The 21,221-nt window shown below is 65.2% G+C and carries 18 protein-coding genes; 9 read left to right on the forward strand and 9 right to left on the reverse strand.

Annotated elements, in window-relative coordinates:
- Positions 1-48: 48 nt before the first annotated feature.
- The gene (locus QF031_RS15785; protein WP_307430176.1) at positions 49-3,738 is read left to right on the forward strand and encodes a TM0106 family RecB-like putative nuclease; all 3,690 of its coding nucleotides are present in this window, start codon (positions 49-51) and stop codon (positions 3,736-3,738) included.
- Positions 3,739-3,839: 101 nt separating this feature from the next.
- Here the strand turns inward: QF031_RS15785 and QF031_RS15790 are convergent, their stop codons facing one another.
- From QF031_RS15790 to QF031_RS15800, 3 genes are all read right to left on the reverse strand, one after another.
- Complete coding sequence (locus QF031_RS15790; protein WP_307430179.1) at positions 3,840-4,151, reverse strand: acylphosphatase; 312 nt, start codon at positions 4,149-4,151, stop codon at positions 3,840-3,842.
- A 105-nt stretch (positions 4,152-4,256) separates the two neighbouring features.
- Positions 4,257-5,207, reverse strand: a complete 951-nt coding sequence (locus QF031_RS15795; RefSeq protein ID WP_307430183.1) for a pullulanase X25 domain-containing protein — start codon at positions 5,205-5,207, stop codon at positions 4,257-4,259.
- Between the two features lie 262 nt (positions 5,208-5,469).
- Positions 5,470-6,531 carry an adenosine deaminase gene (locus tag QF031_RS15800; RefSeq protein WP_307430186.1) on the reverse strand — a complete coding sequence of 354 codons (1,062 nt, stop codon included), beginning with the start codon at positions 6,529-6,531 and terminating at the stop codon, positions 5,470-5,472.
- A gap of 311 nt (positions 6,532-6,842) precedes the next feature.
- Here QF031_RS15800 and QF031_RS15805 point away from each other — a divergent pair, with 311 nt between their 5' ends.
- Positions 6,843-7,532 carry a LysM peptidoglycan-binding domain-containing protein gene (locus tag QF031_RS15805; protein ID WP_307430189.1) on the forward strand — a complete coding sequence of 230 codons (690 nt, stop codon included), beginning with the start codon at positions 6,843-6,845 and terminating at the stop codon, positions 7,530-7,532.
- 181 nt (positions 7,533-7,713) lie between these two features.
- Here the strand turns inward: QF031_RS15805 and QF031_RS15810 are convergent, their stop codons facing one another.
- On the reverse strand, positions 7,714-8,301 hold the full coding sequence (locus tag QF031_RS15810; RefSeq protein WP_307430192.1) for a hypothetical protein: 588 nt from the start codon (positions 8,299-8,301) through the stop codon (positions 7,714-7,716).
- A gap of 156 nt (positions 8,302-8,457) precedes the next feature.
- Here QF031_RS15810 and QF031_RS15815 point away from each other — a divergent pair, with 156 nt between their 5' ends.
- From QF031_RS15815 to QF031_RS15840, 6 genes are all read left to right on the forward strand, one after another.
- Entirely contained in the window at positions 8,458-9,372 is a 915-nt protein-coding gene (locus tag QF031_RS15815; protein WP_307430195.1) for an MSMEG_6728 family protein, read from the forward strand.
- 3 nt (positions 9,373-9,375) lie between these two features.
- Positions 9,376-10,236: an SDR family oxidoreductase gene (locus tag QF031_RS15820; protein ID WP_307430198.1), complete on the forward strand. Its 861-nt coding sequence runs from the start codon at positions 9,376-9,378 to the stop codon at positions 10,234-10,236.
- A 69-nt stretch (positions 10,237-10,305) separates the two neighbouring features.
- The gene (locus QF031_RS15825; protein WP_307430202.1) at positions 10,306-10,701 is read left to right on the forward strand and encodes a DUF1622 domain-containing protein; all 396 of its coding nucleotides are present in this window, start codon (positions 10,306-10,308) and stop codon (positions 10,699-10,701) included.
- A gap of 97 nt (positions 10,702-10,798) precedes the next feature.
- Entirely contained in the window at positions 10,799-12,667 is a 1,869-nt protein-coding gene (locus QF031_RS15830) for an HNH endonuclease signature motif containing protein (RefSeq protein WP_307430205.1), read from the forward strand.
- Between the two features lie 34 nt (positions 12,668-12,701).
- On the forward strand, positions 12,702-13,481 hold the full coding sequence (locus QF031_RS15835) for an isocitrate lyase/PEP mutase family protein (RefSeq protein WP_307430208.1): 780 nt from the start codon (positions 12,702-12,704) through the stop codon (positions 13,479-13,481).
- Positions 13,482-13,543: 62 nt separating this feature from the next.
- A complete protein-coding gene (locus tag QF031_RS15840) occupies positions 13,544-14,371 on the forward strand; it encodes a YqjF family protein (protein ID WP_307430212.1) in 828 nt (275 codons plus the stop codon).
- Here QF031_RS15840 and QF031_RS15845 read toward each other — a convergent pair.
- Together QF031_RS15845 and QF031_RS15850 are read right to left on the reverse strand one after the other, a co-directional pair.
- On the reverse strand, positions 14,368-14,721 hold the full coding sequence (locus tag QF031_RS15845; protein WP_307430214.1) for a hypothetical protein: 354 nt from the start codon (positions 14,719-14,721) through the stop codon (positions 14,368-14,370). The two genes, QF031_RS15840 and QF031_RS15845, sit on opposite strands and share 4 nt — an antisense overlap.
- A 46-nt stretch (positions 14,722-14,767) precedes the next feature.
- On the reverse strand, positions 14,768-17,269 hold the full coding sequence (locus QF031_RS15850) for a Tex family protein (protein WP_307430217.1): 2,502 nt from the start codon (positions 17,267-17,269) through the stop codon (positions 14,768-14,770).
- A 111-nt stretch (positions 17,270-17,380) separates the two neighbouring features.
- Between QF031_RS15850 and QF031_RS15855 the strand changes: the two genes are divergently transcribed.
- A complete protein-coding gene (locus tag QF031_RS15855; protein ID WP_307433406.1) occupies positions 17,381-17,716 on the forward strand; it encodes a hypothetical protein in 336 nt (111 codons plus the stop codon).
- Positions 17,717-17,949: 233 nt separating this feature from the next.
- Here the strand turns inward: QF031_RS15855 and QF031_RS15860 are convergent, their stop codons facing one another.
- The 3 genes from QF031_RS15860 to QF031_RS15870 form a co-directional block, all read right to left on the reverse strand.
- On the reverse strand, positions 17,950-19,020 hold the full coding sequence (locus tag QF031_RS15860) for an alkene reductase (protein WP_307430220.1): 1,071 nt from the start codon (positions 19,018-19,020) through the stop codon (positions 17,950-17,952).
- A 109-nt stretch (positions 19,021-19,129) separates the two neighbouring features.
- The gene (locus tag QF031_RS15865; RefSeq protein ID WP_307430223.1) at positions 19,130-19,516 is read right to left on the reverse strand and encodes a PKD domain-containing protein; all 387 of its coding nucleotides are present in this window, start codon (positions 19,514-19,516) and stop codon (positions 19,130-19,132) included.
- Positions 19,517-20,067: 551 nt separating this feature from the next.
- Entirely contained in the window at positions 20,068-20,766 is a 699-nt protein-coding gene (locus tag QF031_RS15870) for a DUF6318 family protein (RefSeq protein ID WP_307430228.1), read from the reverse strand.
- Positions 20,767-21,221 lie beyond the last annotated feature (455 nt).

Below are 21,221 nucleotides of genomic sequence, written 5' to 3' on the forward strand. Positions count from 1 at the left end.
CCAGGCCAGGGGAACTGTCCCCGGGCCGATACATGTTGGGGAGGCCCTGTGTTTCTGCTCGACGCTGCCGGTGTTCAAGCCGGCTCCAGTGCGCAACCGGACCTGGTCTTTTCGGCCAGCGACCTGGTGGCTGCCGCCGAGTGTGAGTACCGCACGCTCCGGGTCCTGGACGAAAAGCTGGGCCGGGCCCCCAAGGCAGAGTTCCCCGTTGACGAGATGCAGAAGCGCGCCGGTGAGCTGGGCGACCGGCACGAGCAGACCGTGCTTGCCAGCCTGGTCGAGAAGTACGGCGAGTGGGACGCCAGCCGCGGCTCCGGCGTCTACTCGCTGGAGCGTGGTCAGAACCTGCGCGGTGAGCTGCAGGCAAAGCACGCGGAAACGGAGCTGGCCCTCCGGTCCGGAGCGGACGTGGTGTTCCAGGCCACCTTCTTCGACGGCGAATTCCTTGGCTACGCGGACTTCCTGGTCAACGAGGCCGCCGGCACCGGGAACCCTGGGCGTTACGAGGTCTGGGACACCAAGCTCGCCCGGCACGCCAAGGTAGGAGAACTCCTTCAGCTTGCCGCCTACGGCGACCAGCTCCTGGGCATGGGACTGGAGCCCTCGCCGGTGGTCACCCTCGTGCTGGGCACCCGGGTGGGAAACGACTGGCTGCGCAGCAGCCATTCCCTGCCGGACCTGCTGCCCGTCTTCAGGGAACGACGCCGGCGCTTCCGCCAGCTCACAGCCCGCCACCGCGCCGGCGATGCCCCCGTACAGTGGCAGCAGCCCGGCCTCATGCACTGCGGACGCTGCGACTACTGCGCCGAGCAGGTCAAGCTCCACAGGGACCTGCTGATGGTGGCCGGCATGTCAGTGGTCCAGCGGCGGAAACTCCATGAAGCCAACATCACCACCATCGACGAACTGGCGGCAATGCCCGCCGTGGTGGCAAAGAACTCCGTGGTCCGGCTCCGCGCCCAGGCCCGGATGCAGCTGGGCCTGGACCGCCCCGCGGGATCCCGCACCTTCTTCAAGGAAGGCCAGGCGCACAGCGTCTCCTACACTGTTCTTCCAGAGAACTCGATCGCGTCGCTTCCCTCCCCCAGCGCCGGGGACATCTTCTTCGACTTCGAGGGCGACCCCCTGTGGCAGGATCCTGCCACCGGCGCCTGGGGCATTGAATACCTCTTCGGCGTCATCGAGGCCCCGCCGGCAGGGGCCGATGACGCTCCAGTGTTCCGTCCGTTTTGGGCGCATTCCCGCTCCGGCGAACGCCGCGCCTTCCTCGACTTCCTGGACTACGTGGAGAAGCGCCGCGCTGCCTACCCGGACATGCACGTTTACCACTACGCCCCGTACGAAAAGACGGCGCTCCGGAATCTTTCCCTCGCCCACCAGGCCGGGGAGGAAACCGTGGATGAGTGGCTGCGGCAGGGGTTGCTGGTTGACCTCTACGCCACCGTGCGGCATTCCATCCGTATATCGGAGGCATCGTATTCCATCAAAAAGCTGGAACCGCTCTACATGGGGGACAACCTGCGGTCCGGGGACGTCAAGGACGCCGGCGCCTCCGTCGTTGCCTACGCCGCCTACTGTGCGGCCCGCGATGCTGGACGCCAGGAGGAAGCTGATGCCATCCTGGCGTCCATCTCCGACTACAACCAGTACGACTGCCTCTCCACCCTGCGGCTGCGGGACTGGCTGCTCCAACTCGGACGAAACGACAATGTTTCCCTGGAACGCGGCGGCGTGTCGGGCGGGCTTGGTGCAGGTGGGCTGGACAAGGGTGGGGCTGGTCCTGCGGCCGGTCCGGCCGAGCTGCCGGGCGTTGCCGCAGATGCCGACGACGGTGCGGCGGCTGCCATGGAAACCCCGGAGGAGGGAAGGCTGCGCGAGTACCTGGCGGGCCTGCCCGACAACCGTCCCTGGACCGATGACGAGCGTGCCATTGCCATGGTGGCAGCCGCCACCGGATACCACCGCCGCGAACGCAAGCAATTCTGGTGGCAGCACTTCGACCGGGTCGAGGCACCAATGGATAACTGGTCGGACCAACGAAACGTCTTCGTGGTGGATTCTGCGGAAGTCGTATCGGACTGGGCCCTGGCCAAGCCAAGGGAACGGATGCGCACCCGGCTCCTCAAGCTGCGCGGCACCATGACGGAAGGCTCCGATTTCCGCGCCGATTCCAAGTGGTGCCGGCTGTACGAACACCCGGGACCGGATGGAATGCTCGCCCCTGATGCGCTTCCCGGCACCAGGGCCTACACCTTCGGAACCAGGATCCATGAGCTGGAACCCGCGCCCGACAGTCCTGGGCACACCCTGATCACCATCGCAGAGCGCGAGTCCGGAAAAGTTGGTGCCTACGGGCACGTGCCCGTGGCCCTGACGGAGGACAAGCCCATCGGCACGGACAGCATCGAAGCCGCCATCACGGACCTGGCCCGCGCCGTCGGCTCTTCGGTTCCGTCCCTCCCCGCGCAGCCGGGACTGGATATCCTGCGCAAGCTTCCGCCGCGGTTCCGCTCCGGCCGGGGGCCTTCGGAGGTGCGGCACGGCGGCGATGGTGTGGCGGATTACGCGGGTGCCATTTCTGAATCCCTGCGGGACCTGGACCGCTCCTACCTGGCGGTGCAGGGGCCTCCGGGGACGGGGAAGACCTTCGTTGGCGCCCGCGTGATTGGCGGGCTCGTCGCCCAGGGATGGAAGATCGGAGTCGTGGCCCAGTCCCACAACGTGGTGGAAAACCTGTTGTGCCGGGCCATCGAGACCGGCGGAGTCGACCCCCAGGTGGTAGCCAAGAAGCTGGCTTCCCCTCATGACGTTCCCTGGCACCTCACGGCTGAAGGCGATGTGGCGCGATTGCTCTCGTCCCCCGGCGGTTGTTTGGTGGGCGGCACCGCGTGGACCATGACAGGCAAGGAGGTTCCCGCCGGCTCCCTTGATCTCCTGGTGATTGACGAGGCCGGCCAGTTCTCGTTGGCCAACACGCTAGCCGTGTCCCGCGCTGGCAAGCGGCTGCTTCTGCTGGGCGACCCCCAACAGCTCCCGCAGGTCTCGCAGGGCGCTCATCCGGAACCAGTGGATGAATCAGCGCTTGGCTGGCTTGCCGCCGGGCACGCCACCCTTCCCGCCAGCCAGGGCTATTTCCTTGCCGACACCTGGCGCATACATCCGGAGCTCTGCCACGCCGTATCCAATCTCAGCTACGAGGGAAAGCTGACCTCGGCTCCCGCTGCGTCCTACCGCGAACTGGAGGGGGTGGCACCCGGGGTTGCGACCGTCTTCGTCGACCACTCCGGCAACACCACAGCGTCAGAGGAAGAAGCGGAGGAGGTGGTGCGGCAGGTCCATCAGCATCTCGGCCTGAAGTGGATTGCCGGCGCCGGCAGTGAAGCCCGCCCGCTGGAGCAGCAGGACCTGTTGGTTGTGGCCGCCTACAACGCCCAGGTCCACCTGATCCGCAAGCATCTGGCGGCGGCAGGGCTGCCGGGCGTCCGGGTGGGGACTGTGGACAAGTTCCAGGGCCAGGAAGCTCCCGTGGTGCTGGTTTCCATGGCGTGTTCGGCGGTGGCCGAGGCTCCTCGCGGCGCAGAGTTCCTGCTGAACCGGAACCGCATCAACGTGGCGGTATCCCGTGGCCAGTGGCGCGCCGTCATCATCCGTTCCCCCGAACTCACCAGCTACATGCCGCACAAGCCTGCTGCGCTGGAGGAGCTCGGAGCCTTCATCGGCCTCAGCCCGCGGAAGTAGCGGTACGGGGTGGGCGGATCCGGCCGGATGCGGCGGCGGCCACGTGCTGGCCGGGGCAACAGGCGTGGAAGTGGCCAGGCTGCCCGGAGCTTGTGGCGCTGTCAGCCCACCCCGAAGCCGCGGAATTTTCCACTGGCCTCGGACATGGAACCGTCCACCCGTTCCACCTGCCCGGGAGTCCGGCCGGAGTTCAACCAGTCCAGGAGGTCCTGTACCCGGGTCGTTATGCCTTCGGCAATCACGGAAACCGAGCCGTCGTCGAGGTTCTTCACCTGGCCGGCCAGCCCCAACTCCTCGGCTTTACCCATGGTCCAGTAGCGGAACCCCACTCCCTGGACCATGCCGAACACCCGCGCCTCCAACCGCACCGTTTCCTGCGTCGGTCCGTTCTGCGTGCGTTCATGCCTGCCCATACCGGGCCTCCTAAGGGAACATCGGCCTGCCCAACCAGGTAGCGCCAGGTGCCGTTATGGGTGTCAAGAACGACACTAACTGCTGCCCGGCTGGGCACTCAACGCTTAGTTGATGGTGATGTCGCGGGTGGCGTGGTTGTAGCGGATCGTCACCGTTCCGCCGGCGTGGTGCAGTTCGTGGTTGGGGCCGTCGAACACACCGAAGGCGCCGTAGTTTTCATCCCATGAACGGTTCAGGGCGATCTTGAAGGTGTAGTAACCGGCGGGAAGCTCGGCGCTCTTCTTCCACAGCTGGTCCAGGAAGTCGAACTCCATCTGCGCTTCGTCGTACTGCGGTGCCCAGTCCTCGGGCGCACCCAGGATGGTGTTGAAGTCGCCAACCACGGCCACGGCCTCGGGCTGCGGCAGCGTCTCGACGTCCGGTCCTTCAAACGGCTCGGCTGCACCGGCGGCCGCGTGGGTTTCAGCAGGGGCAGCAGTTTCCGTCTTGTCCTTGGCAGCAGACTTGCCCTTACGGACGGCCTTCACCACGGGCTCCACGGCGTCTTCGAGTGCCTTGGCCGCCTTGCCCACAGCAGAGGCTGCCTTCTTCGCGGGAGCCTTCTTGGCGGTCTTCTTCGGGGCTTCCTCCTTGGCCGGAACCTGCAGCGTTGCCGCAGCGGCGGAAACCGGACGGACAAAGCCTTCGGGAGCCGTGGGAACGGGAGTGTCGGCAGGGAAAGGAGTGCCGGCGTCGAGCGCTGCTGCGAAGGAATCCGCGTCCGGGAAGGCGACGGTGGCGCGCATGCCGTCTTCGGTGATGGTCCAGCCCGAGCGGCCCTTGATCAGCCAGCCGGCCTTGACCAGCTTGGCGGTGGCCGAGGTAAGGGTCTTGTGGCCCCGCGGGATGCCACCGCTGAGGAGTTCGGCCTCATGCTCGTTGAACGGCACGCGGGCGGTTGCTTCCGCCAGGACCTGGCCAGCATTCAGTGCATCGCCGGACCACACACCTTCGGTCAGGACATCCAGCACGGTCTTGAGCCGAAGGTAGGTGTTTTCTGCGGTGGACTTGGCCATGATTCCCCTTATATAAAAGCGATCGGTCTTAGGCATCTTGCCAACTGCCCATCAAATCGCGCGACTTTAATTGGTTAACTCTGCGTGTCGTGACCGACTGTGAAGCGGATGGTGCCGCAAGTGAGGCGGAGGTCTCGGGTAAGGGCTGTCTGCATAACCCTCAAGCGCTGACACGGGTGCTGCCTTGCACTCCCCAGGACACGCCTGCGGCACCTAGTTTACCGGGCAGAAAGCCCGGCTGTTGCGCCCGACACAGCGGGGGTCAGTCGGACACTTCCCTGCCGTTGAGTTCAGCCAGCAGTTCCGCCTTTCGCTCCTCCGAAGCGAAGGAGGAGTGAATGGAGTTCGCGGCCAGCCGTGCCTTGTCGAAGTCGGAGAGCTCGAACACGGCGGTCAACTGCGCGAAGTTGTCATCCACATAGCCGCCAAAGTACGCGGGATCGTCCGAGTTGACCGAGACATTCAGGCCAGCGGCGAGCATGGCGGGCAGAGGATGGTCCGCCAATGTGTCCACGGCGCGGAGCCGGACGTTGGACAAGGGGCAGACAGTCAGGGGAATCCGTGCGTCCACGAGCCGCTCCACGAGGTCAGGGTCGTCCATGCAGCGGATGCCGTGGTCGATCCGTTCCACCCCCAGGATGTCCAGGGCTTCGTAGATGTACGACGCCGGGCCCTCCTCCCCCGCATGCGCCGTCAACCGCAGGCCTGCTTCGCGCGCCTTCGCGTACAGCCGCTCGAACTTGGACGGCGGGTTTCCCACTTCGGCCGAATCCAGGCCGATCGCGTCGATGGGGGCATTCATGGCCAGCAGCCGGCCCAGGACTTCCAGTGCCGAGTCCTCGGGCAGGTCGCGCAGGAAGGCCGCTATCAGGATGGTGGAGATCCCGTACTCCTCCTCCGAGGTTGCCAGCACCGACGCCACGCCCTTGACGCACGCTTCGAGGGGAATGCCCCGGGAAAGATGTGCCTGCGGGTCCATCATGATTTCGGCGTGCCTGACCCCGGCGGCAGCGGCGCGCTCCAGGTAGGCCCTGGTCATGTCCGCGAAGTCCTGCTCGGTCCGCAGCACCGCCATGTTGGCATAGTAGAGGTCCAGGAAGGACTGCAGGTCAGTGAACTCGTACTTCTCGCGCAGTTCATCCAACCCGGAGTACGGCAGGGTGATGCCGTTACGCTCAGCCAGGGTAAAGATGAGCTCGGGCTGCAGCGTGCCCTCAATGTGCAGGTGCAGTTCGGCCACCGGGAGGGGCTTGGCAGGGACCGCTGGTTCCGCGAGATCCGCTTCAGTTTCGGGCAGGGTGCTGCCGCCGGCAAAGTTGTCCATCGGGTCAGGATAATGCCCCTCACGGCTTAGCGCCTGCCCCAGGCGTCGATGCGCCTCTCTGCGCATCCGCCGCAGCTGTTTCGGACCCCGCGCAACACTCCCGGGAAAATCTCGATTTGATAACGGCCGGTCGATGCCCTAGCGTGAAACGCATGCCCGCTAGGCGGGCTCTTTGATCGCCCGGTGCTGCCTCCACCAGAACTGCCCAGCGGCAGACACCGTCAGTGACCTCTATTTGTCAGGGGCGGGCAGTGGCGCGACGACATCCGGGGACGGAACCAGCGCTGGTGGCCTTCAGGAGCATCACCATCATGAAAAACACCAAATTCCGTACTGCCGCACGCCGCGGAGTCACCCTGGCCGCCGTCTCCGCGGCAGGTTTGGCCCTTTCAGCCACGGCGGCCAACGCAGCTACCCCCACGTCCACCTGGGACGCGCTCGCGCAGTGCGAAAGCGGCGGCAACTGGTCCATCAACACGGGCAACGGCTTCTCCGGCGGCCTTCAGTTCACCCCCAGCACCTGGGCTGCATACGGCGGAACCGGTTCCGCGCAAAATGCCAGCCGGGAACAGCAGATCGCGGTAGCCGAGCGGGTCCAGGCCTCCCAGGGTTGGGGCGCGTGGCCGTCCTGCTCGTCACAGCTCGGCCTGAGTGGTGGCGGCGGAGCCCCTGTTCAAAGCGCACCCGTTCAGGGTGCGCCTGTCCAGAGCGCGCCCGTCCAGAGTGCGCCTGTCCAGAGCGCGCCCGTCCAGGCCATGCAGGTCCAGGGCGCCCCCGTGCAGAGCGTTCCCGTCCAGCAGGCACCCGCGCCGCGGCACGCAACTTCCGTTGCCCTCAGCGGCGAGACCTACACCCTGCAGGCCGGAGACACACTGAGCAGCGTCGCCGAAAAGCTGGGCATCCAGGGCGGCTGGCAGCACCTGGCGGACGCCAACCTGGACACGATTGCGGACCCGAACCTGGTGTTCGAGGGACAGGTCATCCAGCTTCCCGCCCAGTAGCGGACGCGGCACCAACCGCGGCTTTCGGCCGCACCGCCTTTCCCAAGGCAAACACAGACAGGTCGGCGATAGACAAATTCCGTTGACCAAAGAACGACGCCGGCACGCCCCCACAAGGGACGTGCCGGCGTCGTTCTTTTAATTCCTCAGCCGCTGCCGCAGTGGGGCACCGGGCGGGCGGTCAGCCCGCGGGCAGCTCGCGGACGATCCGCACCTTCCAGGCGGAGTCGTCGCTGGTGTCCAGCAGCGCCACGGTGCCGTGCGCCAGGTTCAGGGCAACCCGCTTGACGGCGAGCAGTTCCAGGTAAAGGTGTTCGTTCATACGGCTGGGAGTGTCGATCATGTACTTCACCGCATCGCGCAGGTTGCGGTAGTTGGCGCTGCGTTCGCGGTGCATGTGCAGCTCCAAGGCGGACCGCTGCTTGAGCCGCGGCTCGTGCCGGTTGAGCAGGGTCACTGCGGCGTGTACTGCAACCACCAGCGTGAGTGAAACCGCGTAGATCCACCAGCCGCTGCTAAGAAGAAACAGGGGCAGATTGGCGATGGCTACCAACGCGATCACCACGCGGAGTGCGGCTATGCGGCGGACCGTCCTGGCAACGGCGGCCATGCCGTCACGGAAGCGGTGCTGGTCCTTGCGCGCCGCTGCGGGATCAATGATGAACTCGTCGAGAACCAGGATGCCCTGGGCTTCCGGACCGAGCATTTGCCCGTAGCGGGGCAGGGAAGTGCGGACAGGGGTGACGGCTTTGTCAGGTGTAAATGTCATGAGAGAGCTTCCAAAATGCGGGGGTGGTTGCGGTGATCATAGTGGTTCAACCTGAAAGCCGTATGCAGGCGTCCATTATTTGGACAGGAACGCCTTCGCGTGGTGGCGGCAGGCACAGCAATTGGCACTTCCGCCGGGGACCGTCAGACTGAATGGATGCAAACCTTTCTCCCGTACCCTGACTTCCGCCAAAGCGCTGCAGCCCTGGACACCGCGCGGCTGGGCAAGCAGCGGGTTGAAGCGCTGCAAACACTCCGCGCACTGGTGATTCCGGGCTACGGCTGGCAGACCCACCCGGCCATCAGGATGTGGATGGGCCACGTGCCCGCGCTCACCATGTACGGGCTGGCGATGGTGGATGAATGGATTGAGCGCGGCCACCCGGACAACACCCGCGCGAACATCGCCGAATTCGCGCCGCAGGCGGCCCATCCGGATTATGCCGCCAAGATTGTCATGCCGCCTTGGCTCGGCGACCCCGAATTCCACCTCAGCCACCGTTCCAAACTGGTGCACAAGGAACCGAAGTTCTACACCCCAGTTTTCCCGGATGCCATTCCGGACATGGACTACGTCTGGCCCGAGCCCCGGCACGAGTTCCTGCCGGAGGAGCCGGAAGGCGACGTCCTGTGGATCCTGCGGGAACCGCACGACGACGTCGACCCGCAGTCGCTCGCCACGGTGGCCCTTCCACCGGTGAACCGCAGCGCAGCTGCCGCGGTGTCCGCCGGGGAGGACGGCTACTCCCCCGTCTACGTGGACGACGGCTCCCGCCGGCCCTCCCGCGCGCCTAAGAAGGCCCCGCCCAAGCCCCAGGCGAAGAAACCCACCCGCAAGAGGCTGGCGCAGGAGGAAGCCTTCCGCACCCTTCCCGGGAAGACGCCGGTGGCGGTTCCCTTCGAGAACGGGGCTAGGTTCGCGGTGGGACAGGTAGTGGGCCGGCCCATCACCCTTGCTGACGGCCGCTTTGGCAGGAACTTCGAGGTCACAGAAATCATTGAACGTTCCGCATTCACGTACCCGGCACTGTTGCAGGACCCCCGGGTGTTCTTCCCGGTGGAGGCTCCGTAGGCCATGACGGTTCTCCTGGCAGGCTGCGGTGACCTGGGCACCGAGGCGGGGCTGCGGTTTGCCGCACTGGGCCATCGCGTCGTTGGGTGGCGCCGCTCCCCCGCAAAACTTCCGGCAGCCATCGAAGGGACCACGGCTGACCTGACGTCTGCGGACCTGCCGCCGGTCCCGGCGGACACCTCCGCCGTCGTCATTGCCGTGGCTGCCGACTCCCCCACGGAGGAGGCATACCGTTCCGCGTATGTACGCGGAGTGGCAAACGTCCTGGATGCAGTAGAGCGGGATGGAGTGACCCCCCAGCGGATCATCTTCGTCTCCTCGACGGCGGTCTACGGCGATGCGGGCGGCGGCTGGGTGGACGAAACCACACCGCCCAACCCCGGCTGTTTTTCCGGGCGCGTGCTGGTGGAAGCCGAGCAACTCCTGGAAGCAAGGCTTGCCGGAACCGGCACTGCGGCCATCTCGCTCCGGCTGGGAGGCATTTACGGGCCGGGACGGACACGGCTGATCGACCAGGTGAAGTCGGGCTCAGCTGTCATCCCTGAAGACGTGCGCTACACCAACAGGATCCACCGCGACGACGCCGCAGCAGCCCTGGTGCACTTGGCCACCATAAATGCTGCGGTTGCGCCCGTGTATGTAGGCGTGGACAACGAACCGGCAGATCTTGGGACCGTCCTGCGTTTCCTGGCAACCGAGCTGGGCCTTCCTTCTCCCAGTGTGGGCGACGCCGGTCCTGCCCGCGGGGGCAACAAGCGCTGCGCTAACCAGCTCCTCCGCAGCACCGGGTTTGCCTTCACGTTTCCCACTTTCAGGGAAGGGTACAGGGATGTTATAGCGGGGAACGGCGTGCGCCATCCGTGACTGGGTCCGCCGTCCCCTGATCACTGCCAGGCTGGCCGAGGGGGCGCCTGGCCCGAGTTGAGGCAGGGCATGGAATTTCGGCAGATCATCGAAACAGTTGGGCAGCTGGTCGACTTCGCAGGGGTTGCGGTCATGGTGGTTGGCGCGTTGGTCTCACTCCCGCTGGCAATGCGGGGCCACCAGCCGAGGAAACTTCCGCCGGCGGCCCCGAAACTAAGTTTCTACCGGTCCTACCGGCAGCTGCTGGGCCGGTCCATCCTGTTGGGGCTTGAACTGCTGGTTGCCGCCGACATCATCCGCACCGTTGCCGTAACCCCGACGTTCGTCAGCGTCGGGGTGCTGGCCGTCATCGTGCTGATCCGGACGTTCCTGAGCTTCTCGCTGGAGCTGGAGATCACGGGGCGCTGGCCGTGGCAAAAGGATGCATCGCCCGCGCGTTCCGACTCCGCCGCCACCGCAGGCTAAAGCCCTGTTTCGGGTTTTCCACATAGGGGGTTTTGGGGGCTCTTTAATGTCAGTGGTGGCTGGCAGAGTTGGGTTATGGAGGCCATCGGGGAGCATCTTGGGAAGGGCGTACGACGCCGGCAGCTGGCTGCCTCGCCCGGCCCACCTTCACCCCGTCCCCAGTGAGGTCCCGTCACAACCACCAGCCTCCGGACCCGGTCAGCAAGACATACTGGACGGGCTGGCCTCACAGCTGGCAGCCGCTGCCCTGGCCGCCCCGGGAATTCTGGCAACGGCCACCTATGAAGAGGCCGCCAATTTTGCCGCCCGGGCCGAGGGGCTGGCCCGAAGCGTGGAATACCTGCAACTCGTGGGTGCCGGAGCCGTGGACCGGACCCGCACCCGGGCCATCAGCGACGCCGCCGCGGCAAAGACCCGGGCAGGCCGCGCAAGCCTGGCAGCGGCGCGAAACCCCCGCTGGGTCACCGGGTGTGACGCCAACGGTGTCGAAACCCTGAACACCACCCCGGCAACTGTCAGCGAGACCGACACCAACTGGCCCGGCCCACCCTCCCGGCACGGGCGCAGCATCATGGTGTCCCCGGCCGATGACGGGTGCCGGAACACCGCAGAGTTCCTCCGCCTGCGCCTGCAAATCCCCATCCGCGAAGCCCGCCGCCGCCTCACCCTCGCCCACCAGGTCCTGCCCGCCACCAGCCTCACCGGCGAACCACTCCCATCAACCCGGCCGCACCTGGCCGCCGCCCTCACCCTCACCACCGAACCCGGCACCGAGCTGGGCACTACCGAGCCAGAAGCCGGCGAGGCGGTGAGCACCGAGGCCGGGCTCACCGCCGTGGCCGTTCAGGGGCCTGCGGTGTCCTCGCACGCCGCGACCATCATCACCGCCACCCTGGACCGGCTCCAGCACCACACCACCACCGACACCCTGGCAACCATCGAACGCCACCTCACCAAGGCCGCCGCCACCACCGACCCCGACTTCCTCACCCGCCTGGCCCAACGCTGGACCGACACCATCGACGCCGACGGCACCGAACCCACCGAAGAAGCCCTCCGCCACACCCAAGGCGCCTTCATCCGCAAACCCCGCCACGGCCTGCACCGCGTCGAAATCTTCGCCACCACCGACCAATACGAACACCTCCTCACTGTCATGAACACCGCCACCAACCCCCGCACCACCACCCCCAACACAGACACCAACACCGGAAACAGTCAGGGAACCGGCGACCGCACCACAGACACCCCGGAGGCGGCCAACGGAACCGCGCACACCGCCCTGCCGGACCTGGACCGGCGCACCCGCGCCCAAAAACAACTCGACGGCATCATCACCGCCGCCAAAACCGCCCTCGCCACCAACACCCTGCCCACCACCGGCGGCAACCGACCCCAAATCATCGCCACCATCAACTACCACGACCTCTTCCCCGCCAACACCCCCACACCCACAGGACAAGACCACACCGCGGAAACCAGGACAGTGACACCCACGGGCACCGGGACCGGGCCACGGGCCGGGACAGGGACCTTCGCCTTCACCGGGCCCGTCGCCGCCACCACCATCCGCAAAATCGCCTGCGACGCCGACATCATCCCCGCCCTGCTCGGCACAAACGGCGAAATCCTCGACCTCGGCCGCAAAACCAGACTCTTCACCCCAGCCCAACGCACCGCCCTCACCGCCCGCGACCAAGGCTGCGCCTTCCCCAACTGCACCATCCCCGCCCCCTGGTGCGAAGCCCACCACATCACCTACTGGTCACACGGCGGACCAACCACCACCAACAACGGCGTCCTGCTCTGCAGCCACCACCACCACCTCATCCACAAAGAACAATGGAAAATCACCACCACCCACAACACACCCACCTTCATACCCCCACCCCACATCGACCCCACCCAAACACCCCAACAAAACCACTACTTCAAACCACCCCCACCACCCCACCCGAGGGAGTGAATGATGCGAAACAGCTGTCCGTTAGGCTTCAGCCATGACTGAAACCAGCGGCGCCAAAGCCTCCGAACTGCTCCGTCTCCACCGGGCCCCGGAGATCCTGCAAGTGGTCAACGTGTGGGACGTCATCACGGCGAAGGTCATCACCGACGTGCCGGGAACCAGTGCCCTCGCAACGGCAAGCCACTCCATCGCTGCGACGCTGGGCTACGAGGACGGCGAGAAGATTCCCGTCGACGAGATGATCAACTTTGTGGGCCGGATAACCGCAGGCACGCACCTGCCGGTCAGCGCCGATCTTGAAGCCGGTTACGGCAATCCGGGCGAGACGACCCGCAAGGCAATTGGCGTCGGGATCGTCGGGGCCAATATTGAGGACCAAATGCGGCCACTTACGGACGCCGTAAACCAGATGGCGGCCGTGGTTCATGCCGGCGCTGCAGAGGGAATCGACTTCGTCCTGAACGCGCGGACCGATGCGTTTCTCAGGGGCAAGGACCGTGAACCTGTAGAGGTAATTGCGGATGCCATCGAGCGCGGCAGGGCATATCTGGATGTAGGTGCCACCACGGTCTTCGTACCGGGGCTCCTGGACGAGCCAACGGTTACAGCGCTGGTGCAGGGCATTGGCTGGAACAAGATTTCCGTCATCAACGTCCCCGGCTCCATGCCGCCGGCCAGGCTGGAGGAATTGGGCGTTGCCCGCATTTCGTACGGTCCGTGGACACAGCGAGTTGCCCTGACAGCCCTTGCTGACACGGCCGCCGCGCTCCTTGCAGGCGGCCAGCTTCCGGAGGACACACGCCCCTTGAACTAGGTGAACCGGCCCTGCCCGACTGCGAGCGTCAGCAAGTGGACTGGGGGGAGGAGGAGAAAACTTTGACGGAGAATTTGAGCCCTGGACAATTGTGGCCGCGGCCGCCAGAACTACCAGCCCCGGTCTTCTCCGACCAGCGCTGGCTTGACGCCGTATTCCTTCACTGGCGAATTCCTGAGGCATTGGCGGCCACGTTCATGCCTGCCGGGGTGCAGCCGGACGTGTTCGACGGCAGTTCCTGGGTAGGTCTTATCGGGTTTCGCATGGTGGAAGCCGGACTTGGACACGGTCCCGGCATTCCCTACCTGGGAAGCTTCAACGAAGTCAACGTCCGGCTCTACTCGAGGGAGCCGGACGGAACCCGTGGAGTGGTGTTCCTAAGCCTGGACGCAAACCGGCTCCCGGTCGTCATCACAACGCGGGCGGCTGGCATCCCCTACGTGTGGTCGCGCATCACGCAATGGCCGGCCTTTCCCGGCAGAGAAGGCGAGCGGCAGCATGGCAACCACCCGGCTGCTGCCGGCAACAAGGGTGAATTACCGGTCGGCTATTCTGTCCACCGGTTTGGCGGCGGCGCTGCCCGAAGCCACTTCGGCGTCGTCCCCAAGCTGCAGACCGCAGCCAGCGATCCTCTTTCGATCTTCCTGACTGCGAGATTTGGCATGCACGGCCGCTTCCGCGGCAGAACCGTGTACGTTCCGAACAGCCATCACCAGTGGCCTCTCTTTGGCGCGGAAGTGTACCGGCTCAGCGATGGACTGATTGCGGCTGCCGGCATCAGCGTGAGTGAACCGCCCGAGTCAGTCCTCTACTCGCCGGGAGTCAGGACACGATTCGGAAGGCCCCGCTTTCTGGGCACTGACGGTTTGAACTTGGGGACTGGCCGTTAGAACGTTGCGCCCTGCACGTCCTGCGCATCCTCGGCGTCCTGCCAGCCCCGGCCCTCGGTGAACGTGCTCACCAGGGTGCCCACTCCTGCCTGCAGCGAGTTGGACGGGTCGAAGTACAAGGACGCTTCCGATGCCCGGCTGTGGGTGATCAACTGCTCAGCCTCGAGCTTCGCCTCCGGCACCGTTGCGCCGATTATTCCGGTGCGGGCCGGAAGATCCGGTGTGTGCACCACTTCGGCGTCCGTCTGGGTCAGGGGGACGGTGGTGCCGGAATTGATCTCATCGTGGGGGAACTCGAACTCGGTATCGCCGGGGGCGGCAGGAACGGTGTACTCCAGGAAATAGGTCATACCCCACCCTTGCAGAAAAGCTGCTCCTGCCAAAAGTCCCCGGAAACTACTTGCCCAACCCGGCCTTGCGCAGCGCCTCGGCCATGGCGGTATTCACGGGCTGGGGTTTTGGCGTCGAACGGTTACCAACGCCGCCCGTCCGAGGGGAGGCGTTGCCTTGCTGTTGCCGGTCCGGGCGTCCCGTGCGGTCGCCCTTTTGGCCGCCAGCACCTCCGCGGCTGCCCTGCCCAACCTGTCCCCCACCGGGCTGTCCCCCACTGGGCTGGCCCGCACTAATCTGTCCCCCGCTGGGCTGTCCCGCACGCCGCCCGGTACCTGCGCCGCCGCCGGCGGGTTCGTCGTCGAGCCTCAACGTCAGTGAAATTCGTTTCCGCTCCGGGTCAGCCTCGAGAACCTTCACGCGCACCACCTGGCCGGGTTTCACCACCTCGCGCGGGTCGGACACAAAGCGGTTGGCCAGGGCGGAAACATGGATCAACCCGTCCTGGTGAACCCCCACATCCACGAACGCCCCGAACGCAGCAACGTTGGTCACGGTTCCTTCCAGAACCATGCCCGGCACCAGGTCCGAGATCTTTTCAACCCCCTCCGAGAAGGTGGCAGTGGTAAAGGCGGGACGTGGATCGCGCCCCGGTTTATCCAGCTCCGCAAGGATGTCCTTTACCGTGGGCAAGCCGAAGGTCTCGTCAACGAACTTTTGCGGGTCCAGCGACGACGCCGGGGCCGATCCTGCAGCCACAAGGATCTTCCGCGCTACGCTGTATGCCTCCGGGTGCACGCTTGACGCATCGAGCGGCTCCGCTCCCCCGGTGATCCTGAGGAAGCCCGCGCATTGTTCGAACGCCTTGGCGCCCAGCCGCGGGACTTTCTTGAGGTCCGCCCGTTTGTTGAAGGGCCCATGTTCATTCCGGTAGGCCACGATATTCTCGCTCAACAGGGGCCCGACCCCGGCAACCCGGCTCAGCAGCGCGGGTGAGGCCGTATTTACGTCGACGCCGACGGCGTTCACGCAGTCCTCCACCACCGCGTCAAGGCTCCGGTCGAGCTTCGATGCCGTGACGTCATGCTGGTATTGGCCCACGCCGATGGACTTGGGGTCGATCTTGACGAGTTCAGCGAGCGGATCCTGCAGGCGGCGGGCAATGGAAACGGCGCCGCGCAGCGAGACGTCCATGCCGGGAAGTTCGGCGGCGGCGAGCGCAGATGCAGAGTAAACGGAGGCGCCGGCCTCGGACACCACGAGTTTCTGCGGTTTCCGGTCCACCTCCGGCAGCTGCTTGATCAGTTCCGCGGCCAGTTTGTCCGTCTCGCGTGACGCCGTCCCGTTGCCGATGGCCACGAGTTCGACGGCGTGTTGCCGCGCCAAACGCACCAGGGTGGCCAAGGCGTCATCCCACTTCCGTGCCGGAGCGTGCGGGTAGACAGTGTCGGTGGCCACCACCTTGCCGGTGCCGTCCACTACGGCAACTTTCACACCGGTCCGCAGTCCAGGATCGAGCCCCAAAGTGGCGCGGTTTCCAGCCGGGGCGGCAAGCAGCACGTCACGAAGGTTGGCAGCGAACACCCGGACCGCTTCGTCTTCCGCTGCCGCGAACAACCTTGCGCGGAGGTCAGAGGTGAGGTGGGCCAGTACGCGGGAGCGCCATGCGACCTGGGCGGTCTGCATCAGCCACGCGTCGGCGGGACGGCCGCGGTCGGCGGCTCCGAGGAACCTGGCCACCGCGGACTCGTACCGGGCGCGGGCAGCGGTGAGGGCGGCGTCGTCCGCGGGATCTGCTTCGGCGAGGTCCAGCTCAAGGATGCCGTCCTTCTCTCCACGGAATAGTGCCAGCACCCGGTGCGACGGCATCCGTTCCGGCGCCTGGGCGAACGCGAAGTAGTCCGCGAACTTCTGGCCTTCGGCCTCCTTGCCCTTCTTGACCCGCGACACCATCCGGCCCTGCGTCCACATTCGGTCCCGCAGCTTTGCGGCAAGGTCGGGGTCCTGGGCCACGCGCTCCACCAGAATGGCACGGGCACCCGCGAGCGCTGCAGCGGCGTCACCGATGGCATGCTCTTGGCTGAAGTACTTTGCGGCCTCACGTTCCGGATCCAGGTCCGGCCGTTTCAGCAGCGTGTCCGCGAGGGGCTCCAACCCGGCCTCCCGCGCCACCTGGGCTTTGGTGCGGCGCTTGGACTTGAACGGCAGGTAGATGTCCTCAAGCCTCGACTTGGTATCAGCAGCCAGGATCGACTTGCGCAGTTCCGGACTCAGCTGGCCCTGCGCCTCGATGGCATCAAGGACTGCACGGCGGCGGTCCTCGAGTTCGCGGAGGTAGCGGAGCCGCTCTTCGAGGTCTCGCAGTTGAGTGTCATCCAGCGTCCCAGTGGCTTCCTTGCGGTACCGGGCGATGAACGGAACTGTCGAGCCGCCGTCGAGCAGGCCAACCGCCGCCTTCACCTGCCATGCCTTGACCCCCAGCTCAGTAGCGATCTGGGCATAAACCGCGTCATCCCCTGACGCGCGGGCGGGAGCGGAAACAGGGGAAGCTGCAGGCAGTTGGGTCACCAGAACATCTTGCCTTACTGGGCTGCCGGGCTCCACCGGGCGCTGGCTCCATGTGGATAGCGCAGGGTTGGGAGGCTATTCCGTTGAGGCCTGCGAAGTGCTGTAGTGGACATGCCGTTACTGGCGCCGACGCTCGAGGAAGAGGCCACCATGCGGGAACTGCTTGTTGTTTTCCAGGAGGGGTTCGACGAGGCCAACATCACCGTGACTGTCAACGGCAAGCAGGTGCACCGGGATTTGGCTGTCTCCACCAATCCCCTGCTCGGCATCGCTTCGGAAGTATCGGTGGAGCTGCCGGCCAAGGGCGCGCAGGTGGGGGTGGAGGTCACCAACCGGGGACTGAAGGCCATCACCAAGGTCAGCGGCAGGCCCAAAAGCGTGCTGGTATCCATCGAGGACGGGCGCCTGCTTATGAGGGAAGGTACAGGCAGGGAGGCAGTACTCTAGGCGGTCTGCCGGGTGCGGAAACTTGCTCTGGTAAGAGTCCATTCGTTGGAGTAGCATCTGATCACCGCCGGCTTCCGATGGAGTCCGGCGGGCCACATAAATCGTCAGCCGGGGGTCGTCGGATGGCCGCCCGGCGTCGCTGCCCGGGACCAGCACCCCAGACAGCCAACGACGGCGGCACCCACGTTGGGCGCCGCCGTCGTCGTTTTGTCCGGGCTGGCCGGTCAGGTGCCTTAGCCCTGGTACGCCGGGTAGTCCGTGTAACCGATGGCGCCCTCTGCGTAGAACGTGGACGGATCGGGCTCGTTGAGCGGAAGGCTTTCCTTCCAGCGGCGGGCAAGATCTGGGTTGGCGATGGCGGGCCGGCCCACAACTACGGCGTCGGCGTGGCCCTCGGCTACCAGGTTCACGGCTTCGTCCCGGGTGGTGATGACGCCGAAACCGGTGTTAACCAGGAAGGTGCCGCCGAAGCGAGCGCGGAGGTCCTGGACAAGCTCACCGGTGGGTTCGTGGTGCAGGATGCTCAGGTACGCCAGGTTGAGCGGCGCGATGCTGTCAACGAGAACCTCATAGGTAGCGCGGACATCAGCGGCGTCCGTCTCGGCGATGCCCTGGACATTGTGCTCGGGGGAAATACGCAGGCCCACGCGGTTCGCGCCGAGGGCTGCCACCACGGCGTTGACGGTCTCAATCACAAAGCGGGCACGGTTCTCCGGGGATCCCCCATAGCTGTCCGTGCGGACGTTGGAGTTCGGTGCCAGGAATTCGTGCAGGAGGTATCCGTTCGCGGAGTGCAGTTCCACGCCGTCAAATCCTGCTTCGATGGCGTTCAGCGAGGCAGTGACGATTTCCTGGATAACCAGGGGGAGCTCGTCGGTGGTCAGCGCGTGCGGCACCGGGTACGGCTGCTTGCCGGCTGGCGTCCGGACAACGCCTTCGATGGCTACAGCACTGGGGCCCACGATGGGCAGGCCACCGGTGATGTCGGAATGGGAAACCCGGCCGCCATGCATGATCTGGGCGAACATGCGACCGCCCTCAGCGTGGACGGCGTCGGTAACCTTCTTCCACCCGGCGACCTGTTCCGGCGTGACGATCCCGGGCTGGCCGGGGTAGGCCTGCCCTGCAGGGGTGGGGTAGGTGCCTTCACTCACGATGAGGCCCAGCGACGCGCGCTGACGGTAGTGCTCGGCGAGGAGCGGACCCGGGATGCCCTTTTCACCCGCGCGGAGACGGGTAAGGGGTGCCATCACCAGGCGGTTGGGAAGTTCAAGTTCGCCGAGGGTGAGTGGGGAAAACAGCATGCGCAGTTCCTTTCGAAGGCTGAAGACGGACTGTCTTTGCCAACTGTGGGGCGCGTGCAACTATTCCGGTGCATTGCCTGCTGAGACGGGGATCACAACCCGGTTCGACTTAGCGGGCTCCAGCACCCGGGCAACCCTGGCCCTGCGAATTGGCGTTGCAGTCGTCCGCGTAGTTGCGGGTGAGCGAGCGCCACACGCTGATCCCTTGGGGCGGCGCACTGAACTGGCCCTGGCCGGGAATTGGCAACGGCGGGCCTGAGTTCACCGAGTACATTCCTTGGAAGGACGTTGTTAGAACCACCTGAAAATCCCCCGTGGATGGATATGCGTGGCTGGTCCGGGTCTTCTCCCCCCAACGGTCTTGGGGCAAAGGGCCTCCCATCGACGGTTGAGGTCCGAAGATGGTGCCGTCACCGTAGTTCCACGTGTACTGCACAGGCGTTGCCACCACATGGACCTTCTGGCCGAACATGGTGATGTCGAACTGCTGTTCCACGGCTTCCGCGTAGAAGTTCGTTTCTGCGCCGCGGAGAGTGTTGGGGCTGGGCTGGGCCGAGACTTTCCCGGCGTTTACCGGAAGGTTCTGGAACTGCCGTTGGATATCTGCCGCGATCCTGGGCAGGAGGTCCTCGGGCTTCGGATCGTAGAAACATGTGGGACCAGAGTGATAGGTCCAAGTTGGATTGGTGATCCCTGCAGGAGCTCGATACCAGACTACCGGGATTCCGTCCTCGCCCTCAGGACCGCCCTTACACGTAAGCTCTCTGCCAAGACATGGGGTGGCGAACTCTCCTCCGTCTAGGTCGCATTGGTATTCGTATTTGTACTGGTACGGATCAGCTACAGACGTGCCGCCCTCATCCTGCTCAAAGACACCTGTCGACGGATTAGGTCGCCAACTGCCCGCCACGGTGGCGCCATTACCGCCCCATCCCGACCCTATTGCTGGGGACTCGTCTTCAGCTGCAGCTGGAGACGGAGTGGAAAGAAGTAACAAGGCCGCCACAAGTGCAGTTATTGGACGAATGAACCCGTCAAGTGTCCTCATTACTTGACCATGTGCTCGACCGTTTGAGCCTTCCAAACCTTACCGATGTATGCCGCCACGACAATGTCCGGGGTCGTCGGGAGCGCGGCAACGCGACCCTTCACGCTTCCATCCGGTAAGTGATAGGCAATAGCCTCCTGCTGGACCTGCGCGATAGCTTGGTAAGTGGATGGTTGAGACTGAACGAAGTTGCTGTCGACGGCATCTACAGTGACACGCCCACCCTCCAGCCATCGGCCACTTGCATGCCAGTCGGTAACCTCATGCTTCACCTTCTTGCAGCTTGCGCACGCTGAATCCGAGGCTGACTCAAGCGCAGAAATGTCCCCTGTCTCGTATGCGTAACTCAGCGCCGAGTACCAGTACCGCGTAAACGCCTCGAGCCCCTCCTTCGTCTCCGTCTTCGCCACCTCCGGAAGCACAGGAACGGGGACGTTTTGGGCGGGGCCGGATGCGTCAGCCGGTTTGTAGACGGCACTCGGTGTGGGAGTGGGAGTGGCGGTGGCGCTGGAAGTAGGGGTTTCGGCTGCCACCGGAGAAGAAGTGCCGCCCGGGCCAGGCGAGCCCCCGGGGTTGCAGCCGGAGAGAGCCAAGGCAAGACCAACAACCAGCGCTGCCCCGGTGGAGCGCACGCCGCCGGACCGAATGGTCCGGGACCTGATGAAGTTGCGGGACGAAAGGAAGTTCTGCGTTGTCATGGGCCGCTGTTCCCCCAGTAGTTTCAAGACGGCTTGCTCCGGAAAGTGAGTTAAGGGTAGCCCACGTCACATTTTGATGATCAAACTTATCCACAGCCACAGGGCCCCGATGCTCTGTTTACCATCCGGAATGCAACAGAAGAAGTCATAAAGGAAGCCGGCGCACCCAAGTGCACCGGCTCCCTAGCTGTAAAACCTACTTTTGGGCTGGCAACACCAGTTCGCCAGTCTTGTCCGGGACAAGGCGAGCGAAGGAATGTACTCGGGGCCGCCGTCGAGCGCGTCCTCCGCCCAGCGCGCTGGTGGCCAACACCCCGGCGCTCCACTTTGCATTCAGCCCTTGATGGCCCTGCTGCGAGGCCATCCACACCGAAAGACAACGCGGTCCCAGACTTGTTCCAGGACTGTTCAGCATGTGACGAAGGTGTCACAAACACGCAGGAAGCGTAGGCACA

The organism is Pseudarthrobacter defluvii, from assembly GCF_030816725.1.
Lineage (GTDB): Bacteria > Actinomycetota > Actinomycetes > Actinomycetales > Micrococcaceae > Arthrobacter > Arthrobacter defluvii_A.

Coding starts and splice junctions, on each gene's coding strand:
- QF031_RS15800 (WP_307430186.1), bottom strand. CDS start 6,531: ATGGACAACTTTGCCGGCGGCAGCACCCTGCCCGAAACTGAAGCGGAT.
- QF031_RS15790 (WP_307430179.1), bottom strand. CDS start 4,151: ATGGGCAGGCATGAACGCACGCAGAACGGACCGACGCAGGAAACGGTG.
- QF031_RS15805 (WP_307430189.1), top strand. CDS start 6,843: ATGAAAAACACCAAATTCCGTACTGCCGCACGCCGCGGAGTCACCCTG.
- QF031_RS15810 (WP_307430192.1), bottom strand. CDS start 8,301: ATGACATTTACACCTGACAAAGCCGTCACCCCTGTCCGCACTTCCCTG.
- QF031_RS15825 (WP_307430202.1), top strand. CDS start 10,306: ATGGAATTTCGGCAGATCATCGAAACAGTTGGGCAGCTGGTCGACTTC.
- QF031_RS15820 (WP_307430198.1), top strand. CDS start 9,376: ATGACGGTTCTCCTGGCAGGCTGCGGTGACCTGGGCACCGAGGCGGGG.
- QF031_RS15860 (WP_307430220.1), bottom strand. CDS start 19,020: ATGCTGTTTTCCCCACTCACCCTCGGCGAACTTGAACTTCCCAACCGC.
- QF031_RS15795 (WP_307430183.1), bottom strand. CDS start 5,207: ATGGCCAAGTCCACCGCAGAAAACACCTACCTTCGGCTCAAGACCGTG.
- QF031_RS15815 (WP_307430195.1), top strand. CDS start 8,458: ATGCAAACCTTTCTCCCGTACCCTGACTTCCGCCAAAGCGCTGCAGCC.
- QF031_RS15855 (WP_307433406.1), top strand. CDS start 17,381: ATGCCGTTACTGGCGCCGACGCTCGAGGAAGAGGCCACCATGCGGGAA.
- QF031_RS15870 (WP_307430228.1), bottom strand. CDS start 20,766: ATGACAACGCAGAACTTCCTTTCGTCCCGCAACTTCATCAGGTCCCGG.
- QF031_RS15845 (WP_307430214.1), bottom strand. CDS start 14,721: ATGACCTATTTCCTGGAGTACACCGTTCCTGCCGCCCCCGGCGATACC.
- QF031_RS15835 (WP_307430208.1), top strand. CDS start 12,702: ATGACTGAAACCAGCGGCGCCAAAGCCTCCGAACTGCTCCGTCTCCAC.